This is a genomic window from Rhodococcus sp. 15-649-2-2, from assembly GCF_002258645.1.
In the GTDB taxonomy this organism is placed as follows: Bacteria; Actinomycetota; Actinomycetes; order Mycobacteriales; family Mycobacteriaceae; genus Rhodococcoides.
Window position 1 is genome coordinate 25,590 of sequence record NZ_NPFM01000039.1, and the last position, 20,677, is coordinate 46,266.

Annotated in this window: 21 protein-coding genes and 1 pseudogene; 9 read left to right on the forward strand and 13 right to left on the reverse strand. The window is 65.4% G+C overall.

Annotated elements, in window-relative coordinates; translation table 11 throughout:
• Positions 1–49 precede the first annotated feature (49 nt).
• Both CH305_RS29250 and CH305_RS28020 read left to right on the forward strand, forming a co-directional pair.
• On the forward strand, positions 50–226 hold the full coding sequence (locus CH305_RS29250; protein ID WP_155288467.1) for a hypothetical protein: 177 nt from the start codon (positions 50–52) through the stop codon (positions 224–226).
• Positions 227–343: 117 nt separating this feature from the next.
• The gene (locus CH305_RS28020) at positions 344–763 is read left to right on the forward strand and encodes a hypothetical protein (RefSeq protein WP_094650287.1); all 420 of its coding nucleotides are present in this window, start codon (positions 344–346) and stop codon (positions 761–763) included.
• 72 nt (positions 764–835) lie between these two features.
• Here CH305_RS28020 and CH305_RS28025 read toward each other — a convergent pair whose 3' ends face one another.
• From CH305_RS28025 to CH305_RS28055, 7 genes are all read right to left on the reverse strand, one after another.
• Positions 836–1,126: a DUF4229 domain-containing protein gene (locus tag CH305_RS28025; RefSeq protein WP_052053811.1), complete on the reverse strand. Its 291-nt coding sequence runs from the start codon at positions 1,124–1,126 to the stop codon at positions 836–838.
• Positions 1,127–1,158: 32 nt separating this feature from the next.
• The gene (locus tag CH305_RS28030; RefSeq protein ID WP_032370888.1) at positions 1,159–2,121 is read right to left on the reverse strand and encodes a cytochrome c oxidase assembly protein; all 963 of its coding nucleotides are present in this window, start codon (positions 2,119–2,121) and stop codon (positions 1,159–1,161) included.
• 10 nt (positions 2,122–2,131) lie between these two features.
• Positions 2,132–2,731: a copper resistance CopC family protein gene (locus tag CH305_RS28035; RefSeq protein ID WP_032370889.1), complete on the reverse strand. Its 600-nt coding sequence runs from the start codon at positions 2,729–2,731 to the stop codon at positions 2,132–2,134.
• A 94-nt stretch (positions 2,732–2,825) separates the two neighbouring features.
• Positions 2,826–4,598 (reverse strand): cytochrome c oxidase subunit I, encoded by a 1,773-nt coding sequence (ctaD, locus tag CH305_RS28040; protein WP_052053812.1) that lies wholly within the window; start codon positions 4,596–4,598, stop codon positions 2,826–2,828.
• An 86-nt stretch (positions 4,599–4,684) separates the two neighbouring features.
• Positions 4,685–5,641 carry a M56 family metallopeptidase gene (locus CH305_RS28045; RefSeq protein WP_032370890.1) on the reverse strand — a complete coding sequence of 319 codons (957 nt, stop codon included), beginning with the start codon at positions 5,639–5,641 and terminating at the stop codon, positions 4,685–4,687.
• Positions 5,638–5,991, reverse strand: coding sequence for a BlaI/MecI/CopY family transcriptional regulator (locus tag CH305_RS28050; RefSeq protein ID WP_032370891.1), 354 nt, complete (start codon positions 5,989–5,991; stop codon positions 5,638–5,640). The genes CH305_RS28045 and CH305_RS28050 overlap by 4 nt, the downstream gene beginning before the upstream one ends.
• A 25-nt stretch (positions 5,992–6,016) precedes the next feature.
• Complete coding sequence (locus CH305_RS28055; protein WP_230591172.1) at positions 6,017–6,961, reverse strand: M23 family metallopeptidase; 945 nt, start codon at positions 6,959–6,961, stop codon at positions 6,017–6,019.
• A 46-nt stretch (positions 6,962–7,007) separates the two neighbouring features.
• On the opposite strand from CH305_RS28055, the gene CH305_RS29255 reads away from it, so the two are divergent.
• Positions 7,008–7,169: a hypothetical protein gene (locus CH305_RS29255; RefSeq protein ID WP_155288468.1), complete on the forward strand. Its 162-nt coding sequence runs from the start codon at positions 7,008–7,010 to the stop codon at positions 7,167–7,169.
• Positions 7,170–7,323: 154 nt separating this feature from the next.
• Here the strand turns inward: CH305_RS29255 and CH305_RS28060 are convergent, their stop codons facing one another.
• A complete protein-coding gene (locus CH305_RS28060; protein ID WP_032371001.1) occupies positions 7,324–9,363 on the reverse strand; it encodes a cytochrome c oxidase assembly protein in 2,040 nt (679 codons plus the stop codon).
• Positions 9,364–9,601: 238 nt separating this feature from the next.
• Here CH305_RS28060 and CH305_RS28065 point away from each other — a divergent pair, with 238 nt between their 5' ends.
• Positions 9,602–10,525, forward strand: a complete 924-nt coding sequence (locus CH305_RS28065) for a cation diffusion facilitator family transporter (protein ID WP_032370892.1) — start codon at positions 9,602–9,604, stop codon at positions 10,523–10,525.
• 197 nt (positions 10,526–10,722) lie between these two features.
• On the opposite strand, the gene CH305_RS28070 is transcribed toward CH305_RS28065, so the two are convergent.
• Positions 10,723–11,136: a Rieske (2Fe-2S) protein gene (locus CH305_RS28070; RefSeq protein WP_032370893.1), complete on the reverse strand. Its 414-nt coding sequence runs from the start codon at positions 11,134–11,136 to the stop codon at positions 10,723–10,725.
• A gap of 205 nt (positions 11,137–11,341) precedes the next feature.
• Entirely contained in the window at positions 11,342–11,857 is a 516-nt protein-coding gene (gene lspA / locus CH305_RS28075) for a signal peptidase II (RefSeq protein ID WP_052053813.1), read from the reverse strand.
• Positions 11,858–12,176: 319 nt separating this feature from the next.
• Here lspA and lnt point away from each other — a divergent pair, with 319 nt between their 5' ends.
• From lnt to ccsB, 3 genes are read left to right on the forward strand one after another with little or no spacing between them, the layout of a single operon-like run.
• A complete protein-coding gene (gene lnt / locus CH305_RS28080; protein WP_094721993.1) occupies positions 12,177–13,655 on the forward strand; it encodes an apolipoprotein N-acyltransferase in 1,479 nt (492 codons plus the stop codon).
• A gap of 27 nt (positions 13,656–13,682) precedes the next feature.
• Positions 13,683–15,308 carry a cytochrome c biogenesis protein ResB gene (locus tag CH305_RS28085; RefSeq protein WP_032371004.1) on the forward strand — a complete coding sequence of 542 codons (1,626 nt, stop codon included), beginning with the start codon at positions 13,683–13,685 and terminating at the stop codon, positions 15,306–15,308.
• Between the two features lie 4 nt (positions 15,309–15,312).
• The gene (ccsB, locus tag CH305_RS28090) at positions 15,313–16,275 is read left to right on the forward strand and encodes a c-type cytochrome biogenesis protein CcsB (protein ID WP_032370894.1); all 963 of its coding nucleotides are present in this window, start codon (positions 15,313–15,315) and stop codon (positions 16,273–16,275) included.
• A gap of 9 nt (positions 16,276–16,284) precedes the next feature.
• On the opposite strand, the pseudogene CH305_RS28095 reads toward ccsB, so the two are convergent.
• The 3 genes and pseudogenes from CH305_RS28095 to CH305_RS28105 form a co-directional block, all read right to left on the reverse strand.
• A pseudogene (locus CH305_RS28095) lies at positions 16,285–16,584 on the reverse strand (DUF3703 domain-containing protein).
• A gap of 48 nt (positions 16,585–16,632) precedes the next feature.
• The gene (locus CH305_RS28100; protein WP_032370895.1) at positions 16,633–18,840 is read right to left on the reverse strand and encodes a cation-translocating P-type ATPase; all 2,208 of its coding nucleotides are present in this window, start codon (positions 18,838–18,840) and stop codon (positions 16,633–16,635) included.
• On the reverse strand, positions 18,833–19,231 hold the full coding sequence (locus CH305_RS28105) for a metalloregulator ArsR/SmtB family transcription factor (protein ID WP_032370896.1): 399 nt from the start codon (positions 19,229–19,231) through the stop codon (positions 18,833–18,835). Before CH305_RS28105 ends, CH305_RS28100 begins: the two co-directional genes overlap by 8 nt.
• A 136-nt stretch (positions 19,232–19,367) precedes the next feature.
• On the opposite strand from CH305_RS28105, the gene CH305_RS28110 reads away from it, so the two are divergent.
• Positions 19,368–20,027, forward strand: a complete 660-nt coding sequence (locus tag CH305_RS28110; protein ID WP_032370897.1) for a thioredoxin domain-containing protein — start codon at positions 19,368–19,370, stop codon at positions 20,025–20,027.
• Positions 20,002–20,649, forward strand: coding sequence for a vitamin K epoxide reductase family protein (locus CH305_RS28115; RefSeq protein ID WP_032370898.1), 648 nt, complete (start codon positions 20,002–20,004; stop codon positions 20,647–20,649). Before CH305_RS28110 ends, CH305_RS28115 begins: the two co-directional genes overlap by 26 nt.
• The last annotated feature ends 28 nt before the right edge of the window (positions 20,650–20,677 follow it).

The window sequence follows — 20,677 nt, forward strand, 5'->3', positions numbered from 1 at the left end:
TGTACCTCGGTCCCACCGAGCGGCGCCGCCAGTTCGAGCGCCACCTCGCGTGAACGCGCGGCTCGCGGCGATGCCCGATGATGCGTACGTTCGCCCGTGGCCGCTGCATCCGCAGCCACTGCCAGGTGAGGCCCTCTCGTCCCACCGCGGGCTCGGCCACGACACCCCGTGTGGCCACGAGATGGTGCGCGCCACCCTCGCCGGTATCCAGGTATCGGTCGCGTAATAGTCAGTGAGATAACCGATTTCGGGTGTACTGTAATGCGCTTCATGCCGTACTGTTGGGGGCAGCGGGAAGGCCAGGTTCTTCTCAGAGCACTTGCAGGCGAACGCTTTTCCCGACATGACCAGATGGTCGGTGCACCCAGGTCCCGTCGCCGTGCCGATCGACCGGTGGGGCCACATGCCGTTCCCCGCACAGTCGATGTCCCCGGCAGGGGTCGGATGGATCGTCGATGCCCATCGCACTGGGCAGCCGCCTCGACACGACCCACGACCGCCTCGGTCGCTGCTCCTCGGTGATCGCGCGCTGGAAGCGGACATGACCGGCTCGCCGCCGCAACCCGTTGCAGCTGCACTGGACTCGGACTACTACCGAATCGGTATCGATGCCCGCCGCCGTGCCCACACCGATCTGGCCGATGTGTCCGACATAACCGATGATCTCGAGCATCGGATCGAGAATCTGTTGCAACGCACCCTCGAACTGCTCGATGGCGCGCCGAAACCAGAAGCGCAACCACACATCGAGTGGGTCGGGTGAACAGTGATCGACAAGAACGATACGGCCATGCCGTGAATGCGTACGCCGGCGTCAGAGAGTTCTGCTACGGGGTCATCCCGCCGCGGGACCTCGCTTCTTGATCGAGCGCGCGCGATCGACAGCTTCGATGTCCGCGTTGATGGTTCGGCGACGTTTCCTCAGAGTCAGTGCCGACAGCGGCAGGCTTGCGGCAAGTGCGGCGAGTAGTACCAATACGAAGGGAATGTCGAGGGTCGTCAGCGCGTCGACGGCCAAGATCACGCCTGCAGCGACGCACACGAGTATCAGCCGTACGCCGTTGTAGGCCAGCACATGAAAGACGAGCTGCCCCTGGGGGGTTGCGGGTGTGCGGATCAGTGGCATCGGCCGTCCTGTCGTGCGTAGTTGTGCGGGCGTCACCGTAGGGTGCGGGGCCGGGTTTCGGTGCCGATCTGCTTGAGGAAATCGTTGTAGGCGTTCAGTTCGCTGTATCCGTCTTCTTCGGCGTGGCGATCCGCGACGGCCGATTCCTCTTTTTCGTCTCGGTTCCATCGAATGCAGAAGATGAGCACCACCAGCAGGGCCACCGGCTCACCGTAGGACCATGCCAGCGCCCCGGCGAGTTTCTGATCAGCTATCGGATCGACACCCCACTGCGGGGGAGGGGAGGCGAACGTGGCGAGCATGGGGGTGCTCGACATCATCAGGATGACACCGAAGAACACATGCAGCGGCATCTCGACGAACAGGTCGAACATACGGCCCAGATTGCTCTGCCGAACAGGGAGGGGGCCGACGGCGAGCACAGGGATGATGAACAGCAGCCCGCTGGCGAAGAAGAAGATCTCCATCGATACGTGCCCGATCTCGCTGACGGCGAGAACATCGAAGATCGACGACAGATACAGACCGTAATAGCTGAAGAGGAACAACGGAATCGTCAGCCCGGGGTGAAGCGCGATGCGCCCGGCGCGGCTACGCAACCCCGTCAGCGCCGCGATCAGTACCCACCGCCCGGTTCCGTGATGAGCGGTGGCACGCAACAAAAGTCGTCCGGGCGAACCCACCACCAACAACGGTGGGATGGTCATCGACAACGTCAGATGCTGGAACATGAAGACGCTGAACAGGCTGTAACCGTAGCGTTCGACCTGCAGTCCGGTCACCAGGACCAGCGCCGCGCAGCCGAGCAGAAAACTCGCACTCCGCCACCGTGACCACGCGATACCTCGACCGCGGACCCGGTAGAGCCCCCAGCAGTACAGCCCGGCCATGACGATGCCGGCGATCGGCAGGATCGGGAGCGGCGGTACATCGAAGCTCAGCAACGCTGCCAGCGTCGGCGGGCCTTCCGGGGGAGTTACTGCGGCGATGTTCATCGGGACCCTGTCATTGCTTGTCCTTGCCTCGGATCACCAACGTCAGGGCGATGGCAGCGAGACCGAGGACAGTCAGGCCCACGATGGAGAGCAGCATCATGGTGTTCTGTTTCGGTGGCCGGTCTTCGCTGGCGGAGGGATTGTTGGGATCGTAGGGCTGCGTAGCCGTGGTAACAGGAGTCGGCGAGGTCGAGGTCGCACCGCCCTGCGATTGCTGTGCAGCGGCGTCCTGAGGGGTGGCGGTCGCCGCAACGTCGACGGAGAAACCGTACGACCCGGTGATCGGGTGCCCGTCCGCGGAGGTGACACGGTAGCCGACGGTGTACTGCCCGTTGGGGAGTCCGTCCTCGAGCAGGACCGATACGTCGGGGCCCTCGACCGTGGCCGTTCCCTGTGCCCACTGAGTGTCGCCAGGACCCACGACGCTGATGGTTGCGAACGATTCGTTGATGTCCTGGTTGAACACCAGACCGACACCGATCGGCGCGAACTCCAGGGTGGCATCGGCGGGCGGGTCGGAGCTGACCAGTTCGCTGTGCGCCGACGCCGGCGCTGCAGCGAACAATGCTGTCCCGCAGATCATCACAGCGATCAGCATCAGACGTTTCACGTGGGGTACTCCTCTGTATCGAGCCCGACCCAACAACTACGGGACATAGTAGTAGGGAGGGCGGTTTAGCGGTGGGTCACTTCTGCGACGATGGTTATTTCACCGGGTCCGGCGGATCGGATCGCTCACGGCCGGCGATGGCTTCGGTGATCACTTCCGAGGGCGCGATCGAATCCGAGTGCGGGCCACCGACGTGCTGCTCGGCGCGGATGCGTTCGACCATGTGCGGATAGTGAAGCTCGAACGCCGGCCGCTCGGAGCGGATTCGGGGCATCTCGGTGAAGTTGTGCCGCGGTGGTGGGCAACTGGTCGCCCACTCGAGGGAGTTACCGAACCCCCAGGGGTCGTCGACGGTGACCACTTCGCCGTAGCGGTAGCTCTTGAAGACGTTCCAGATGAACGGCAGCGTCGAGGCTCCGAGAACGAACGATCCCACGGTCGAGACCTGGTTGAGGGTGGTGAATCCATCGGACGGGAGATAGTCGGCGTAGCGGCGCGGCATTCCTTGCGCTCCGAGCCAGTGCTGAACGAGGAAGGTGGCGTGGAATCCGAGGAACGTCATCCAGAAGTGCCACTTGCCCAGTCGTTCGTCGAGCATGCGGCCGGTCATCTTCGGGAACCAGAAGTAGATGCCCGCATAGGTCGCGAACACGACCGTTCCGAACACGACGTAGTGGAAGTGCGCGACGACGAAATAGGTGTCGGTGACGTTGAAATCGATGGGCGGGCTCGCCAGCAGCACCCCGGACAACCCGCCGAAGACGAACGTGACGAGGAATCCGATGGAGAAGAGCATGGGGGATTCGAGGGTGACCTGGCCGCGCCACATGGTGCCGATCCAGTTGAAGATCTTCACCCCGGTCGGCACGGCGATGAGGAAGGTCATGAACGAGAAGAACGGCAGCAGCACGGCACCGGTGGCATACATGTGGTGCGCCCACACCGCGATGGACAAGGCGGCGATGCCGACGGTGGCGTAGATCAGCCCCTTGTACCCGAAGATGGGTTTGCGGGAGAAGACCGGGAAGATCTCCGAGACGATTCCGAAGAACGGTAGCGCGATGATGTAGACCTCGGGGTGCCCGAAGAACCAGAACAGGTGCTGCCAGAGCAACGCCCCGCCGTTGGCGGGATCGAAGATGTGGGTGCCGAGTTTACGGTCGGCGAGCAGGCCCATCAACGCCGCGGTCAGCAGTGGGAACGCCAGCAGGATCAGAATCGAGGTCACCAGAATGTTCCAGGTGAAGATCGGTAGCCGGAACATCGTCATTCCCGGAGCGCGCAGGCACACCACGGTGGTGACCATGTTGACCCCGCCCAGGATGGTGCCCAGGCCCGCGACGAGCAAGCCCACGATCCACAGGTCGGATCCGATACCGGGGGAGTAGACGGCGCTGCTCAACGGGGTATACGCGGTCCAGCCGAAATCTGCGGCACCGCCGGGGCTGATGAACCCTGCGGTGGTGACCAGCGCGCCGAACAGGTACAGCCAGTAGCTGAAGGCATTGAGCCGGGGGAAGGCGACATCGGGTGCGCCGATCTGCAGCGGCAGGATGTAGTTGCCGAAGCCGAAGACGATCGGGGTGGCGTAGAGCAGCAGCATGATCGTGCCGTGCATGGTGAACAGCTGGTTGTACTGCTCGTTGGAGAGGAACTGCATTCCCGGAACGGCGAGCTCGGAGCGCATGATCAACGCCATCAGGCCACCGACGAGAAAGAACCCGAACGAGGTCACCAGATACATCAGCCCGATGACCTTCGGATCGGTGGTGGTGACCATCGTGTGCAGGAACGACCCCTTGCGGGCCCCGCGGGGAGGATAGGGGCGAACCGCCGGCGCAGCCGGAGGAGATGTCAGCGCCGTCATGGAACCACCTTCGAATCGCACGCGAATTACAGGACGCGTCCGACAGCCTAACTCAAATACTATGCTGCATAGTATTTAGGGGTGGTTCAAGTCAGCAGAACCGCGCACGCTGCGGCGGAGACCGCACTGAGAAGGAGGATTGCCATGGCGGCCGGCACCACGAGCGGCAGCACGGCGGCGGCAGCGTACGCGCCTGCCCCGGTTCGGCTCGGCGTGTGCGCGCTCGTGTCGAGGTGGTGCAACCGCTCGGCGGTCGATTCCCCGATCAGGCCCAACGCCCACAGTGGACGCGCTGAATGCGCCTGCGAGACCGTCGACAAGGCCGAACGCACAGTGTCGGCGCTGGTGACCGCGGCCGCGGACCGGTCCGCGGCGACCTCGACCAGAACCCGCACCGCTGCAGGTGCTGCGGCGAACAGAGGAACGCGAGGAAGTGCTTTGGCCAGGATCTCGCAGATGTTGACGATGCGGTGGTGTCGCCCGCGCAGGTGGGCACGTTCGTGTGCGATCACAGCTCGCTGCTGATCGGGATCGAGATGGGCGAGCAGGCCTTCGGTGGCCACGACGTAGCCCGGGCGACCGTCGATGCTGTAGGCCAGCGGGAGCGGGTGGTCGAGCCACATGATCGGTTCGGGTCCGGGGTCCGTGCGCGCGACGACGGCGATGACATCGCGGTGATAGTCGCGGACTTTGGACCGGGCTCGAAGCTGACGGCGAGTCGAGCGCAGGACGCGCGCCGACGCCGACGCCGCGAGGACGACCGATGCCCCGGCTACAGCTTCACCGATCCACGGCTGCGCCGCGTGTTGCAGCGATCCCAGGCAGCGGACGGCAAGTTCGACCATGCCCTCGGCGGGCGCATGGCCGGGCCAGAGCAACACGGTCACCGCGGATCCCACGAGAAACAGCACCCCGGCGATGCTGCCGATCCATGCGGTCAAGGCGAGAGTGGGGCTCACGGTGCGGGTGAGAGAGGTCAACGGCTGCGGCAGGGCGACGGCCGCGATGATCGCCGCGAGGAGCAACGCCAGCGCGACGATCACCGGTTCACGTCCGGCAGGTTCCCCCGCAGAGCGTCGAGCTCGTCGTCGGTGACGGTTTTCGCGAAATGCATCAGGACGGCGGCCGAGTCGGTGCTGGTGTCGAGGATTTCGCGCAGCGCTTGCGAGGTGGCCTCCGCGCGCGACTGCACCGGGGAGTACAGGTACGCGCGTGACTGCTTGGTCCGCTCGACCCACCCCTTCTCGTGGAGATGGGTCACGACGGTCAGGATCGTGGTGTAGGCGGGGTTTCTGCCGGCCATGCGCTCGCGCAGGTCGTGGACCGACTGCGGTCGATCGCATTCCCAGAGCACGTTCATCACCTCCGCTTCGAGATCACCGAGCCTTTTCATCGCCAGTTCTTCTTTCCTTGTCGTGTCAGGTGATATCGACTCCGCGTGCCGACAGCCACGCCGCCGGGTCGGACTTGGCACCGTCGGGTTGCCACACTTCGTAATGCAGGTGGGGTCCGGTGGATTGGCCTCGGTTGCCTACCGTAGCAATGAGCTCGCCGGCTTTCACGCGTTGACCGGCGGTGACGAGCGCCTGGTCTATGTGGCCGTACACCCCGATCGTGCCGTCGTCCTGACGAATACGCACCCACAGGCCGAACCCTTGCGCCGGCCCTGCTTCGATGACCTCGCCGTCGGTCACCGATACGATCGGCGTCCCGATCGTGTTGGCGATGTCGAGTCCGTAATGCGTTGTCCCCCAACGTGGCCCAGAACTGGAGGTCAATGTTCCCGACACCGGCACCACCGAGAGCGGGCGGCGCGCCTCGGCATCGCGTGCTGCGCGCTCCGCCGCCCGAACTCCCCCCTCGGCGAGTTGTTCGGTCATGCGCTGCGCCAACCGGCCGACGTCGAGATCGGGCAACTGCAACACCTGCGGGGGTGAGGCAACGACCGGGCTCGGCGGCAGGGCGCCGGCGGGAGGTCGATCGATACTCGCGGCGCTGAGCGCCACACTGTCCTGCGACCCGGTGTTCGGAGCCGTCGCTGCCGCGGAAAGAAAGGCACCGACCGCGACCGACGCAGCGATGGCGCGGCCACCCGGCTTCGGCACCCGGCGGCGATGAAGTCCGCGGCGAGTAGTTCGCGACACGGCCTGGACATCGGCGCGGCCCCCGTCGTCGTGCGTCGCCTCGTCCGGACCGGCCACGTGCGCCGCCCACATCGACGCGGTAGTGTCCGCGGCCGCGGTGTCCCAGGCGTCGCTGACCGCGTGAACGGTTTCATCCGGTGCGGGCGTCTGCGCCGAGGGCGTGTGCTCGTCCTCCGGCAGAGTGTCGGAGTACCCGGCATCGGCGGGCGACTCGGTCACGAAACGTGAGGGTGCGAACTCGGCCCGTCGATGACGGGGGCGATCGGTGAGCGCCGTCGGCCTGGTGCCGACGGGCATCGAGATCACGCCGCCGCGCGCCGGCGCTGCGCAGTCGTCGTCGATCGGATCGGGTGTGCGGTGTCGGGCCAAGATCACAATCCTTGGTGGCTACGAGGCCGAGGCCTCGCTCGAGATAACGAAATGGTGACGGTCAGGCCACAGGTTACTACTATCGAGCATAGTTTTTCCATCCCCTTCGACCCGGATTCGCTCATACCGCTGGTCACGGTCCTCGGAGGACATCCCGCGGGCTGCGGCGACCGGGCTGCGGCGACTCTGACCGAGAACGGATTCTTCGGGTATCAGGGGTGATCGCGCCGAGAGGACAGGCCACCGAGCATGGTGTTGTACGCCTCGAGTTCGGTATCACCTTGATCGTCGATTCGGCGGTCTCGTTGTCGTGCCGCGTTCTCGTCGGCCGCCGACCACCGGACCGCGGCGAGAACCGCGGCAGCGAGCAACGGTAACTCGCCGATGCCCCACGCAAGAGTGCCGCCGCGCCGCTGGTCGGCCAGCAGGTCTGCGTTCCAATCCAGACGCAGTCCGCTGTAGAAGCTCGCTCCGAGCGCGGTCTCGAGATCGATCGTCACGACGAGGAAGAATGCGAACCCGGCCAACGCGGTGATACTCGCGAGCAACTTCGTCAGTCCCGCGATCGGTCTCGGTACCGGGTCTTCGCCGACCGTGCCCCAGAACATCACCATCCCGACGGTCAGGAACCAGCCCTTCATCACCATGTGTGCCACATGCGAGTCGGCGACGGTGTCGAACACTCCGCCGGGGTAGATCAGGTAGAAGCTGCTCAGGAACACCGTGGTGCTGACCCACGGGTGGATTGCGATCCGGGCTGCTCGGCTGTGCCATGCAGCCCGGAGCCATTCGCGCGAGCCCGGTGCGTCGGCTGCCGGCGCGGTCGGCAGGACCGAGGCGAACAAGGTGGCCGGTCGGCCGAGGACCAACAGCAGCGGCACGGCGATGGCGACCGCGGTCAGTCCCGCCATGTGCACGCTGAACATCGCCGGGCTGTAGAGCCCGACCCCGGACGAGGTCGCCACGAGCAGCACCGCAGTGCCCATCAACCAGCTCGCGGTCCACCGCCGCCGCCATGGCAGGCCTACCCGCCGACGACGCCGCACGGCCACCAGATACACAACAGCCGCGATCACGGCCGCGGACCCGAACACCAGGTCGAAACGCCACTCGAACGCCAACCGCGCAGCGGTGGGCGGGCCGTCCAACACGTAGCCCAAGGCTTCTTCGTGCGCCTGAGGTAGCGAGGCGTCCTGCGGCGGGGGCGGGGGAGTGCGACCGAGTGCGACCGCCAGGCCCACTGTGGTGACGAGAACGAGGGTCTCGATCATCGACAACGTGATCAGGGATCTGCGGTTCTCGGGATCGTGAGCCAGAGCGCCGACCGTTCGTCGTCGCTGTATCCACCCGAGGGTCCCCACGATCGCCAGGGCTGCGATCTTCGCCAGTATCAGAGCGCCGTACGTCGAATCCCACAGCGACGTCACGGGTACTCGCACGGCAGCGTTGACCACTCCGGAGACCGCCATGATCACGAACGCAACCAGAGCGAGCGTCGAGTAGCGGCGGGTCGCGACGGCAAGGTGTCCACCCCCGCGCAGCGCGTGAGCGAGAAGTGCGAGGAGTCCGCCTACCCACAGTGCGGCGGCGAGGATGTGCAGGATCAACGAGTTCGTCGCGATGTCGTGATTGCCGCCGGTCGAGGAGTGGCCGGTGACCGCGCGCGGGATCAACGCGAGCATCGACAGGGCGAACAAGGCGGGGGTCCATCGATGCCGCAACACCGCCGCGCATGCTGCGGCGGTGATCGCCGCGATCGCGGCGGTGATGGCCCATGCAGTGGAGGCCTCGACATCGCCGATCGCACCGAGGAACTGCACCGGTTGCGCCGCAACGGATCCGACAGGTTGACCCGACGCGTCCGAGAGCGTCAGCGGCACCAACGCCGCTGCGCACACCGCCCACACTGCGGAGGCCTTCGCCGCGGTGCGGACGGCGATGTACCCGTCGATGTCGAGCACACCCGACATTTGGGGAGGAACGAGGAACGCTGCGAGAAGCAACGACCCCACCGCCACGACCGCGGCTACCTCTCCGAGCGCGGTCAGCGCCGGAATACCGTAGGTCGTGATCGGTCCCGGATCGGGAAGCCCGAGCAGAATCAGCGCCTGCGACGTCGACAACGCCGCGAGCGCAGCGGCCACCACTGCCGCGATCGCGGCCCACAGCAGCATCACCTGCGAACCGGAGCGTCGATTCACCGGACCGCGGGTCGAGAGTGCGGCTTCGGTGGCCATGTCGTCGGTGGCCATGACGCGGCACCCCTTACGTGGATGATGTGTGGCGGGAAAACTGTCGGCCGGCAATATCGGCACGGCTGCGCGACCGAGTCGCGCAACCGAGATCGAACTACTACGAATCATAGTTCTGCGCCGACGCAGTGCGGCCGCGCGGGCAGCAGCTTCCAGCGAACACGACACTTGCATATATGCGCATATCGCAATATGTTGTGTTCCTGCTATCGAACCACGCCGAGAAGGGGTACCCACGATGGGACACGGACATGGCCACGGGATAGAGCCGGGATCGCCGGCGAGCGCATCCGGTAAGCACCTCGGGCGACTGTGGATCGCTGTCGGTCTCGGGGCGGTTACGTTGGTGACGCAGGTGGTAGTGGGTCTGTCCACCTCGTCGCTGGCGTTGTTGTCCGATTCCGCACACGTGTTCACCGACGTGTTCGGGGTCTTGATGGCGATCGTGGCGATCACACTCGCACAGCGGCAGTCTCGCAAGACCGGCCGCACGTTCGGACTGTATCGAGCCGAAGTGTTCGCGGCTCTGTTCAATGCAGTGCTGCTCTTCGGTGTCGCTGGGTGGATTCTCTACGAAGCCGCGCAACGCATCACGAACCCACCGGAGGTGCCCGGGATTCCGGTCATGTTGGTGGCACTGCTCGGTCTGGCCATGAACCTGATCGCGTTCCTCCTTCTGCGTAGTGGTGCGAAAGAGAGCCTCAATGTTCGGGGTGCGTATCTGGAGGTGATGGCGGACATGCTCGGCTCGATCGGAGTGCTCGTCAGCGGACTGGTCACCGTCGTGTTCGGGTGGCGGTACGCCGACCCGGTCATCGCGGTCGCCATCGGGTTGTTCGTTTTGCCGCGTGCATTCACTCTGGGGCGTCATGCCGTACGAATTCTGCTGCAACACGCTCCGTCGGGCATCGATGTCGCCGCCGTGGAAAAGGCCCTGACCGGTGTCGACGATGTCGAAGAGGTACACGATCTGCACATCTGGACACTGACGTCGGGGATGGAGGTCGCTTCGGCGCATCTGACGGTCGCCCCGGAGGCCGAGACACCCCGGGTGCTCGCTGCAGCGCAGCAGGTTCTCCGCGACGAGTTCGGTCTCGAGCACGCCACTGTGCAGGTCGAACCCCAGGAAGGCGAAGGCCGTTGCCGAGAGGTCAATTGGTAGGCAGGTCTCTGGTAGGCAGGTCTCGACCCGGTGCGAGATCGGCACGCCGTGCTGTCGTCGACACGGCAGCGATGTACCGGAACCGGCACCAGTCGGGTGGGGGCACAGAGTGGGTCCTCGATTGCCGCACATCGGCCCGGTCGACACCGTTCACCCCGAACCCGTCCACCTCGCATGTTCGGCCGCCCGGTGATGGATCAGTCGACTGTGAGGGTATCTACGGTTCTGGTCACGGCGCGGTTCGGCAGTGGCTCGGTAGCGGGGCTGCGCATGACCGCCCCGTCGGTGATCGAGAAGGCACTGTTGTGGCAGGGGCACTCGATCGTGCCGTTGCGGACTCGGTTCACTGTGCACCCTTGGTGAGAACAGATAGCCGAGAAGGCACGGAAGGTACCGGGTTCCGGTTGGGTGACGACGACCTGCCGGTCGGCGAGCACGATTCCACCGCCGACAGGAACATCGTTCACCGACAAGGTGATGGGACCGTCGGAAGCGGTGTCCTCACCGGACGGGGCTTCGCCGACGCTGCATCCGGCGGCAGCCAGGCACGCTGTAGCGCAGCTCGTAGCGAGAAAAATACGGCGCGGTAGCGCCGGGATGTTGTCGCTCATGCAGCAGGTTCCCCTCGGTGCGCCTCGGTGCGCCTCGGTGAGCGAGAGGCGACGATCGCTTGTCGGTGGTTGTGGTCGACTATGTTTCGAGCCGTTTCGGTGTCGATCACTCTCACTGTTCGAGCGAATCAGCATGATTGTCCTGTCGCGAATGTGTCTGCACTGCAGGGCATTCGATTCGAGCACCGAGGTATCTCATGCAAGTTCACGATTCGGCGCTGTCGGGCACTGCGGGCCGAGGGGTAATCTTTGTGGCCTCTCGCGTGAACAGTGCCGCCCCGATCATCAGCACCACCCCGCAGGTGATGTAGATGTCGGCGAGGTTGAATGTCGGCCACCAACCGGTGTGAAAGTAATCGGTGACCGCGCCGTCGAGGAGCCGGTCGAGGACATTCGAGAGTGCACCGGCGAGGACCAACGACAGCGCTGCCGTGGTGACCGGACCCGCGTGAGGCGCGGTACGCCACCCGTAGATCGCCAACCCGGTGGTGATCGACGCCGTCACGGCGACGACGACCCACACGGGCAGAGAATCACCCAGGCTGAACGCCATTCCGCGATTGAAGGCCAGTCGCAGCTCGAGTATCCGCAGCGGAATCGTCGAGCCGGGCAACGCCGCCTGCGCCCAGTAGTCGACCAGTAGAGCGGCAGCGACCAGAGCCAGGACAAGGGCGGTTGCGGCGGCGCGGAGCCGAGCGGTGGCGATGGGGGAGCGGGTCACTGGTCCTCGTTCTCGGGTGTACACCGTGCGTACGTCCGGGTGCACCGCAGACGGTGCAGGTGACCCCGGATTTGCCAACACTTGAAATACTATGCACCATAGTAGTTGATGAATACCGTCGATTTCTCCGCCACCCGATGCGTCGTGTCGCCGTGAGGGCGGCGGCACCCTCGTCATGAGGGCGATGCCCGATGCCGAACCCGGGCCCGGACCGTCCTGCGTCGACCGAGGTCGAGTGTGGCGGCTGTATCGGACAAGTCGAGGTGAAGGGCCCCGAACCTGGGCACGTCTGACCGCAGCGGCAACTTCGGGGCTGGCGATGTACGCCACGTTCCCGCCCATCGATCTGTGGTTTCTCGCTCCGGTAGCACTTGCAATGCTGCTGTTGGCTGTGCGCGGGCGAGGGGCGCGTGCGGGGGCCGGCTACGGCTTCGTTGCCGGCTCGGCGTTCTTCGTGCCTCTGTTGCCGTGGGTGGGGGAGTACGTCGGGTCGGTGCCGTGGCTGGCGCTGGCTGTCGTTCAGGCCCTCTTCGTGGCGATGTTCGGCGCGGTAGCGGATCGGATGTCGCGACTGCCGTGGGCGCCGGTCTGGGTGGCGAGCGCCTGGGTGGCGATCGAAGCTGCGCGCTCACGTGTCCCGTTCGGCGGATTCCCCTGGGGCCGCATCGCATTCGGTCAATCCGACGGGCCGCTGCTGCCTCTGGCTGCGTTGATCGGCGCGCCGGGGTTGTCGTTCGTCGTGGTGCTGATCGGGTCCGCTCTGGCCGGTGCCATCGCTTCCGATCGGTTCACCCGCAGAACTGCAGCAGCGTCGTGCATGGGTGCGGCCACTGTTGTAGGGGCGCTCACGGTGGTGGCTCCACTGTTCGCTCCGCCGCCGCAGGACACGGTCACCGTCGCCTTGGTGCAAGGCAACGTCCCGCGGCTCGGTCTCGACTTCAACGCCCAACGACGAGCAGTGCTCGACAACCACGTTCAGCGCACCATCGAGCTCGCCGACGACATCGACTCCGGCCGCGTACGCGTACCCGATCTGGTCATCTGGCCGGAGAACTCCTCCGACATCGATCCCCTGCGCAATCCCGATGCCGCGGCGGGTATCGATGCCGCAGCCCGCGCCGTCGGAGTGCCCATTCTCGTCGGCACGGTGCTACGCCAGGGCGACGGCACCACCACGAACACTTCGATCGTGTGGGATCCGGTCACCGGCCCAGGGCAGAGGCACGACAAACGTCGACTGGTGCCGTTCGGGGAGTACCTGCCGATGCGCACGATCGTCACCGCACTCTCTCCCTATGCCGCCCAAGCAGGACGCTTCGTTCCGGGTCAGGGCAACGGCGTCGTCGACCTCGCCGGAGTGCCCGTCGCGGTGGCCACCTGCTACGAGGTCGCCTTCGACGCATTGCTCACCGACTCCGTTCGCGCCGGTGCCCAGCTGATCGCAGTGCCGACCAACAACGCCACCTTCGGTCGGACGAACATGACCTATCAACAACTCGCCATGTCGCGGGTACGGGCGGTCGAACACGGGCGCAGCGTCGTCGTTTCGGCCACCAGCGGCGTCAGCGCCGTCATCGATGCACGCGGGGAGGTCGTCGAGCGCACGGAGCTGTTCACCCCCGCAGCTGTCGTCACCGAGGTGTCACTGAGCACCACGCTCACCCCGGCGACGATCACCGGCAGCGTTCCGGAATGGATTGCCGCTACCGGCGCTGTTGCGGCACTGGCGTTCTCGCTGCTGCGCCGACCACGCTCCACCACACCGAACCCGCAAACTACTATGTCGCGTAGTATTTAGATGGTGGTCGGTGAAGGGTGTGCGGAGATGACGATCGACGAACACCCCAGTGCGCACTCGCCGGGACTGGTGCGCAGAACGGTGGCGATGCTGCGCAACCGGTGGCGACAACTGACGTCGATGCGGACAGCGCTGGTGCTGCTGTTCCTCCTCGCCGCCGCAGCAATCCCCGGCGCATTGCTGCCGCAGCGCAATCTCAATACCCAGGCCGTCGATGCCTACATCGCCGCCCGCCCGGCTCTCGGGCCGGTGATGGACACACTGGAATTGTTCGACGTGTTCGCAAGTTCCTGGTTCACCGCGATCTACGTCCTGCTGTTCGTGTCTCTGATCGGCTGTCTGACTCCCCGGTTGATCGAGCACGGTAAAGCTCTTCGCGCACAACCTGTTCGAGTACCCCGAAATCTCACTCGACTACCGTTGCATCATTCGGGCACCCTCGCCGGCGACCCCGAGAAGGTGATCGCCGACATCGCGCCGCACTTGAAAGGGTGGCGTACCGTCGTGCGGCCCGAGCCCGATGGGGCACTGACCCTCTCGGCCGAGAAGGGCTACACCCGCGAGGCCGGAAACCTGCTCTTCCACTTCTCGCTGATCGGCCTGCTCGCCGCTATCGCCATCGGCAAACTGTTCGGCTACGAAGGCTCGGTCATCGTCATCGCCGACAACGGACCCGGTTTCTGCAACACCTCTCCCGCCGTCTACGACTCCTTCCGCGCCGGCAACAGCACCGACGGCACCGGCCTCGAGCCGTTCTGTATCCGGGTCAAGGACTTCACCGCCGACTACCTCGAGAACGGTCAGGCCGAGATGTTCACCTCGAACATCTCCTACCAGAGCGCCGACGACATCGCCGCCGACACCTGGCGCGACTATCAACTCAAAGTCAACGAACCCCTCCGGCTCGGCGACGAACGCATCTACCTCACCGGACACGGCTACGCCCCCGAATTCACCGTCACCTTCCCCGACGGCCAGACCCGCACCGAAGCCCTGCAGTTCCGCCCCGACGACGCCACCACGTTCCTCAGCAGCGGCGCGCTGCGATTCGACCCACCCGGGGGGACCTACGCCACCGCCGACGAACGCCGCCGAGGGCAGATCGCCATCGAAGGACTCTTCGCGCCCACCGCGCAATTCAACGGAAACCTGCTCTCCTCCCGCTTCCCGGAACTGGTCGATCCCGCTGTGGCAGTGGACATCTACAAAGGCGACACCGGTCTCGACACCGGCATCCCGCAGTCGATCTTCTCCCTGGACCAGGAGATGATCAACCAGGGACGGCTGGTCAAGCAGGACCGAGTCAACCTGCGGCCCGGAGAATCGACAACCCTCACCGACGGCACCGTCGTCCGGTTCGACGGGGCCAAGGAATTCGCGAACCTCCAGGTCGGATACGACCCCGCGCAGCGGTGGGTGCTCGTGTTCGCGGTCACGATGATGACCGGACTACTGATCTCCCTGGTGATCACCCGCCGTCGTGTCTGGTTTCGGATCCACCCTGCCGAACACGGCCGCGCGGGCGTGGACATGGGCGGACTGGCTCGCACCGATCACGCCGGCTGGGGACCCGAATTCGAGACCCTCCGGTCACAGATCTGGCCGCAGGCAACTTCGAGCGACTCCGAGACCCACGACAGAGAAACGGTGTAGCGCCATGCCGATCGACGACACCCTCGCCCGCTGGAGCGACATCAGCTTCGAGACCGCGTTCGTGGTCTATCTCCTCGCCGCGATGGCGTTCCTCGGCCAGCTCGCGACGACCCGTGCGGCGACACTGCACAACACGGAGCGACTGCGCACGCGAATAATCGCCGCGACGTCGACGACACCCGGTCGCATTCCCGACGCACCCCGGCGGGTTCCGTCCGAACGCCTGGGGCGCACAGGCCTCGGGCTGGTGATGGTGGCGCTGACGTTGCATGTCGGGTCGATCGTTCTTCGCGGGATCGCCGCCAGCAGGCCGCCGTGGGGCAACATGTACGAATTCGTCTCGGTCACCTGCGCGGCCGGTGTACTGGCTGCACTGGTGGTGCTGCGCTCCAAGCAACTGCGCACCCTGTGGTTGTTCGTCCTGGTACCGACATTGATCCTCCTGTTCGTCGCCGGCACCGTGCTGTACGCCAACGCAGCACCGGTGGTACCGGCACTGCAGTCGTACTGGCTGCCGGTGCACGTCTCCATCGTCTCGCTCGGCAGCGGGGTGTTCTTGATCTCCGGGGTTGCAAGCGCGCTGTTCCTGATCCGCATGAAGCATCCCGAGGCCTCGGGGAGCAGAATGAGCCGAATCGTCGCCCGTCTGCCCTCCGCGCAGACACTGGACATCGTGGCGTACAAGACCACGATCTTCGCATTTCCACTCTTCGGCGTCGGCGTCATCCTCGGTGCCATTTGGGCCGAAGCCGCATGGGGCCGATTCTGGGGCTGGGACCCGAAAGAAACGGTCTCCTTCATCACCTGGATCGTCTACGCCTCCTACCTACACGCCCGCGCCACCAGCGGATGGCGCAACACCCGCGCAGCATGGATCAACATCGCCGGATTCGTAGCGATGCTGTTCAACCTGTTCATCATCAACATGGTCGTCTCCGGCCTGCACTCCTACGCAGGCCTGAACTGATGACTCCCGCTACGTGCCCTCCAGCGCGTCCGCAAGGTCCTGCGGAATGGGCATCGGCGACATCAGTCCCGCCTCGACCCGGCCGGTGTTACCGGCCGGGTATCGCCCCGACCACGATCCTGGAGCAGCGACCACGATCCGAATCAACTGGCCCCAGGATTCGCGCCGATCATGTTCTACCGCCGCAGCTTTCAACATCGCGGCGTGGTTGCGAGCATGCAACCGTCAACAGGGCTGCGAGAGGATGTGTGCTCGTTCGAGGTGGTACCAGCGCACCTCTGTTGTCGATGCCCGTGCTGCTGCGGTCATGTCGATCCCGTAGAGCCTGCGTGCAGTCCGATCACCGCCCGCAGGTCTCTACCTCTGTCCGCGGAAGAGTTCGCCGTACGCGGGGGTCGATGTGCAGCAGGTACATCCATCCGAGCACACGGAGCTGCCATCGTCTGCTCCGATCGCCGACGGTGACGTTGCGGTGGTGGAGGCCAGTAGGTTCCCAGATGCGAGAGGTGCGGTGTTCCTCGGCGTCGGAGCCGGAGCGCAGCAGGCATCCTCGAAGGCCGCTGCGGGTGCGATCGTGACGTTGAGGGCACCGGACGCCGCGGGCGGGGGCACGAACCCGTCCAACGGTGTGGTGCGGGCAGCGCGAATCGCATTGGCTATGACCAGGACTTCGGCGAGTTCGTGGACGAGCACCACAGTCGCCAAACCGAGGACACCGGTGGCAGCCAGTGGGACGAGCACGCCGATGATGGCGATCGACAAGGCGATGTTCTCGATCATGATGCGCCGGGCGCGTCGAGCGTGGGCCAGCACCTGCGGTAGATGCCGGAGGTCTTCCCCCATGAGGGCAACATCGGCGGTCTCGATGGCAACGTCGGTTCCCATGGCGCCCATGGCGATACCGACATCTGCGGTCGCCAAGGCGGGAGCGTCGTTGATGCCGTCGCCGACCATGGCAATCTTGCGTCCGGCCGCGATGTCGGTCAGCAGGGCCGCTTTGTCCTCGGGCAGTAGTTCGGCGTGGACGGCGGTGATGCCCGCCTGGGTCGCCAGAGCCTGCGCAGTGAGCGCATTGTCGCCGGTGAGCATCGCAGTGTCGATACCGAGCGCGGTGAGTTGGCGGACAGCCTCGGCGGCCTCGGGCCGCAGTTCGTCGCGGACGGCGATCGCAGCGATCAGAACTCCGGCGCGTTCGACGAGAACGACTGTGGCACCGCCGCTCTGCAGACGAGCGACGTCGGCGCGGAACACCTCGGAGCTGGGGTGTGTGTCGAACCAGCTCGGTTTCCCGAGCCTGATCGCGGCACCGTCGAGGGTGCCGGTCAGGCCGTGCCCGGCGATGGCAGTGACATCATCGGCGGCCGCGACGGTCGATACGGAGGCCAGTACGGCGCGGGCGAGTGGATGCTCGCTGCGCGCTTCGAGCGCAGCAGCAACGGCCAGCGCGGCGTCGCGGCTGATTCCCGCAGCGGTGACGACGTCGACGACCTCCGGTCGTCCTGCGGTGAGGGTGCCGGTCTTGTCCAAGGCGACGACGCGAATGCGGCCCAGCTCTTCCACTGCTGCACCGCCTTTGATCAATGCCCCGTTGCGACTCGCAGCCCCGATCGCCGCCACCACCGACAGCGGCACCGAGATGGCCAACGCGCACGGTGATGCCGCGACCAGGACCACCAGTGCGCGTTCGAGCCACAACATGGGGTCACCGAGCACCGCACCGACGCCGGCGACGAGTACGGCGAGAATCATGATCGAGGGCACGAGCGGACGTGCGATACGGTCCGCCAGCCGTTGGCCGGCCCCTTTGCGGTCCTGGGCCTGTTCGACGATGCGGACGATGCGAGCAAGCGAACTCTCCGATGCCGGCGCGGTGACGGTGACCTCGATGGCCCCGCCGCCGTTGATGGCACCGGCATGCACCTCGTCACCGACACCGGCTTCGATGGGCACGGACTCGCCGGTGATCGCAGACACGTCCAGATTCGTCGAACCGCGAGCGATGGTGCCGTCCGTGGCAGCTCGCTCACCCGGCCGCAGCACCATGATGTCCCCGATCACGACATCGTCGGGGGACAGGGCCTGCTCGGTTCCACCGCGCAGGACAGATACCGTCGGCGGCACCAAGGACAGGAGTGCGCGCAGTCCGCGGCGGGTCTTGGTGACCGCGTATTCCTCGAGCCCCTCGGCGACGGAGAACAAGATACCGAGCATCGCGGCCTCGGGGATCTGGCCCAATGCGATGGCACCGAGCAGCGCGATCGTCATCAGCGTGCCGACACCGATGCGTCCGTGTCGCAGATTTCTCACCGTCGCGGGAACGAAGGTGACGGCGGCGATCGCGGCAGCGATCAGAGCGCCGACGGTCGCAACCGCATCGGCACCCGTTCGACCGAGCAACCACGATGCGCCCAGGATGATCGCGGCGGCCGAGGCGAGTTGCAGCTCGCGGACCTGCCACAACCTCGGGAGTGCATCGGTTGGAGCTGGACCTCCCGTGCCCGCACCGTCAGCAGTGGATTCGGTGGTCGGCGCTGCCGGGGTAGGTCCGCAGCACGCGTCAGCCATGATCGACCCCGGTGACTTCAGCGACGATCGAGGTGGTGGGCAGTACCTCGGTCAGTGTCGCGAGCAGTCGGGTGCCGCGGTCGGTGAGCGCATACATGACCAACTTTCCGTCTCTGTTCGATGTGACGGCGTCCGCGGCTTTGAGTTTGCGGAGATGGTGGGAGACCAGCTTCTGGCTCTGTCCCACGATCCACGCGATGTCGCAGCCACACATCTGCCCGCCGGCGTTCAACGCGAGCGCGATGGTCAGTCGGGTGGGGTCGCCGAATGCTCGGGCAGCGTCGGCGACCGGTTCGATATCGCCGAGCGCGGGCAGAGTAGCGCGCACCCTCTCGGCGTGAGGGAGGTCCATACACAACAGATCGCACGAGTCCAGAGGTTCCAAGGCCATGGGCACAATCTAACAATCATGCGATCGTTAGGGAAGGACCATTAGTCAACGTTCGCACGATTGTTAGTGTCATAGCGGGTCGAAACGCCCATATCGGGCCCATTGATCAGTCCGAACGAATCGAGAAGGTAGTTGTATGAGCCGAGCGTTGAAGATTTCCTTGTCCCTGGTGATCGTGTTCGCCGCCGCGTTGGCTGTATTTCTGGTGGTGGATCGATCGGGGTCTCCGGATGCTGCCGCCGCCGAGCAGGCCGCGACCGACCCTGCCTCGATTGCGGTGCGCGAGAACAGTCATCGGTTGAACTCGGTGCCCGACGGCCGGGTCACGTTCGTGGAGTTCCTCGACTTCGAGTGCGAGGCCTGCCGATCGGCCTACCCGGCGATCGAGCAATTGCGTGAAGAGTACGGCGACCGGGTGAGCTTCGTGGCCCGCTACTTTCCGATCGCCTCCCACTTCAATGCCGAACGAGCCGCACGCGCAGTCGAGGCCGCGGCCCAGCAGGGCGGATTCGAGGCGATGTATCAGCGCATGTACGAAACGCAGGCGCAGTGGGGCGAACAGCAGGTTCCGCAGGACGAGTTGTTCCGCAGCTTCGCCGTCGAGCAAGGGCTCGACATGAGCGCCTTCGATGCCGCCTACACCGACCCTGCGACGCTCGCGCGCATCGAGGCCGACGTCGCGGACGGGATCGCGCTCGGCGTGCAGGGCACCCCGACGTTCTTCCTCAACGGCACCAAGATCGAACCCACCACCTACGGAGACCTCGCCGATGCCCTCGACGCTGCACTCGGCTGACCCCGCAGCCGCTCTCACCCGACGCAGCGGACCGTTCGCCCGGGGCCTGCCCTGGCTGCTACTGGTGGGCGGCCTGATCGGCCTGACCGCCGCGTTCGTGCTCACAGTAGAGAAGTTCGCTCTGGCGCTCGATCCCGCCTACGCCCCGACCTGCAGCATCAACCCGGTACTCAACTGCGGATCGGTGATGGACACCCCGCAGGCGTCTGCGTTCGGATTTCCCAATTCCCTTCTCGGGATCGCAGGCTTCGCCGTCGTGGCGGCAGTGGGTGCCGCCCTTCTCGCCGGTGCGGTGTTCGCGCAGTGGTTCTGGGGTGCAATGCAGGTCGGTGTCACTGCTGCCGCAGTCTTCGTGCACTGGCTGATCGCGCAGAGCCTGTACGAGATCGGTGCCCTGTGCCCGTACTGCATGGCGGTGTGGGCGGTCACCGTACCGATCTTCTGGTACGTCACGCTGCGCAACCTCGACCGCGCCAGGTCGAAATCCGCTCTTGGGCAATGGTTTCGGCCATGGCTTGACTCGCTGATTCGCAATCACTCGATTCCACTGACCGTGTGGTTTCTCGTCCTCATCGCCCTGATCGCGCAGCGTTTCTGGTCGTACTGGTCCACGCTCCTATGATCCGCGACGTACCGTTCGCCCCTCTGCC

Bases quoted from the DNA above. Each gene is read 5' to 3' on its own strand.
- CH305_RS28065 (WP_032370892.1), top strand. From the start codon at position 9,602: ATGGGACACGGACATGGCCACGGGATAGAGCCGGGATCGCCGGCGAGC.
- CH305_RS28100 (WP_032370895.1), bottom strand. From the start codon at position 18,840: ATGGCTGACGCGTGCTGCGGACCTACCCCGGCAGCGCCGACCACCGAA.
- ctaD (WP_052053812.1), bottom strand. From the start codon at position 4,598: ATGACGGCGCTGACATCTCCTCCGGCTGCGCCGGCGGTTCGCCCCTAT.
- CH305_RS28105 (WP_032370896.1), bottom strand. From the start codon at position 19,231: ATGGCCTTGGAACCTCTGGACTCGTGCGATCTGTTGTGTATGGACCTC.
- CH305_RS28020 (WP_094650287.1), top strand. From the start codon at position 344: ATGACCAGATGGTCGGTGCACCCAGGTCCCGTCGCCGTGCCGATCGAC.
- CH305_RS28060 (WP_032371001.1), bottom strand. From the start codon at position 9,363: ATGGCCACCGACGACATGGCCACCGAAGCCGCACTCTCGACCCGCGGT.
- CH305_RS28110 (WP_032370897.1), top strand. From the start codon at position 19,368: ATGAGCCGAGCGTTGAAGATTTCCTTGTCCCTGGTGATCGTGTTCGCC.
- CH305_RS28025 (WP_052053811.1), bottom strand. From the start codon at position 1,126: ATGCCACTGATCCGCACACCCGCAACCCCCCAGGGGCAGCTCGTCTTT.
- ccsB (WP_032370894.1), top strand. From the start codon at position 15,313: ATGCCGATCGACGACACCCTCGCCCGCTGGAGCGACATCAGCTTCGAG.
- CH305_RS28115 (WP_032370898.1), top strand. From the start codon at position 20,002: ATGCCCTCGACGCTGCACTCGGCTGACCCCGCAGCCGCTCTCACCCGA.
- CH305_RS28050 (WP_032370891.1), bottom strand. From the start codon at position 5,991: ATGAAAAGGCTCGGTGATCTCGAAGCGGAGGTGATGAACGTGCTCTGG.
- CH305_RS28030 (WP_032370888.1), bottom strand. From the start codon at position 2,121: ATGAACATCGCCGCAGTAACTCCCCCGGAAGGCCCGCCGACGCTGGCA.
- CH305_RS28085 (WP_032371004.1), top strand. From the start codon at position 13,683: ATGACGATCGACGAACACCCCAGTGCGCACTCGCCGGGACTGGTGCGC.
- CH305_RS28070 (WP_032370893.1), bottom strand. From the start codon at position 11,136: ATGAGCGACAACATCCCGGCGCTACCGCGCCGTATTTTTCTCGCTACG.
- lnt (WP_094721993.1), top strand. From the start codon at position 12,177: ATGTACGCCACGTTCCCGCCCATCGATCTGTGGTTTCTCGCTCCGGTA.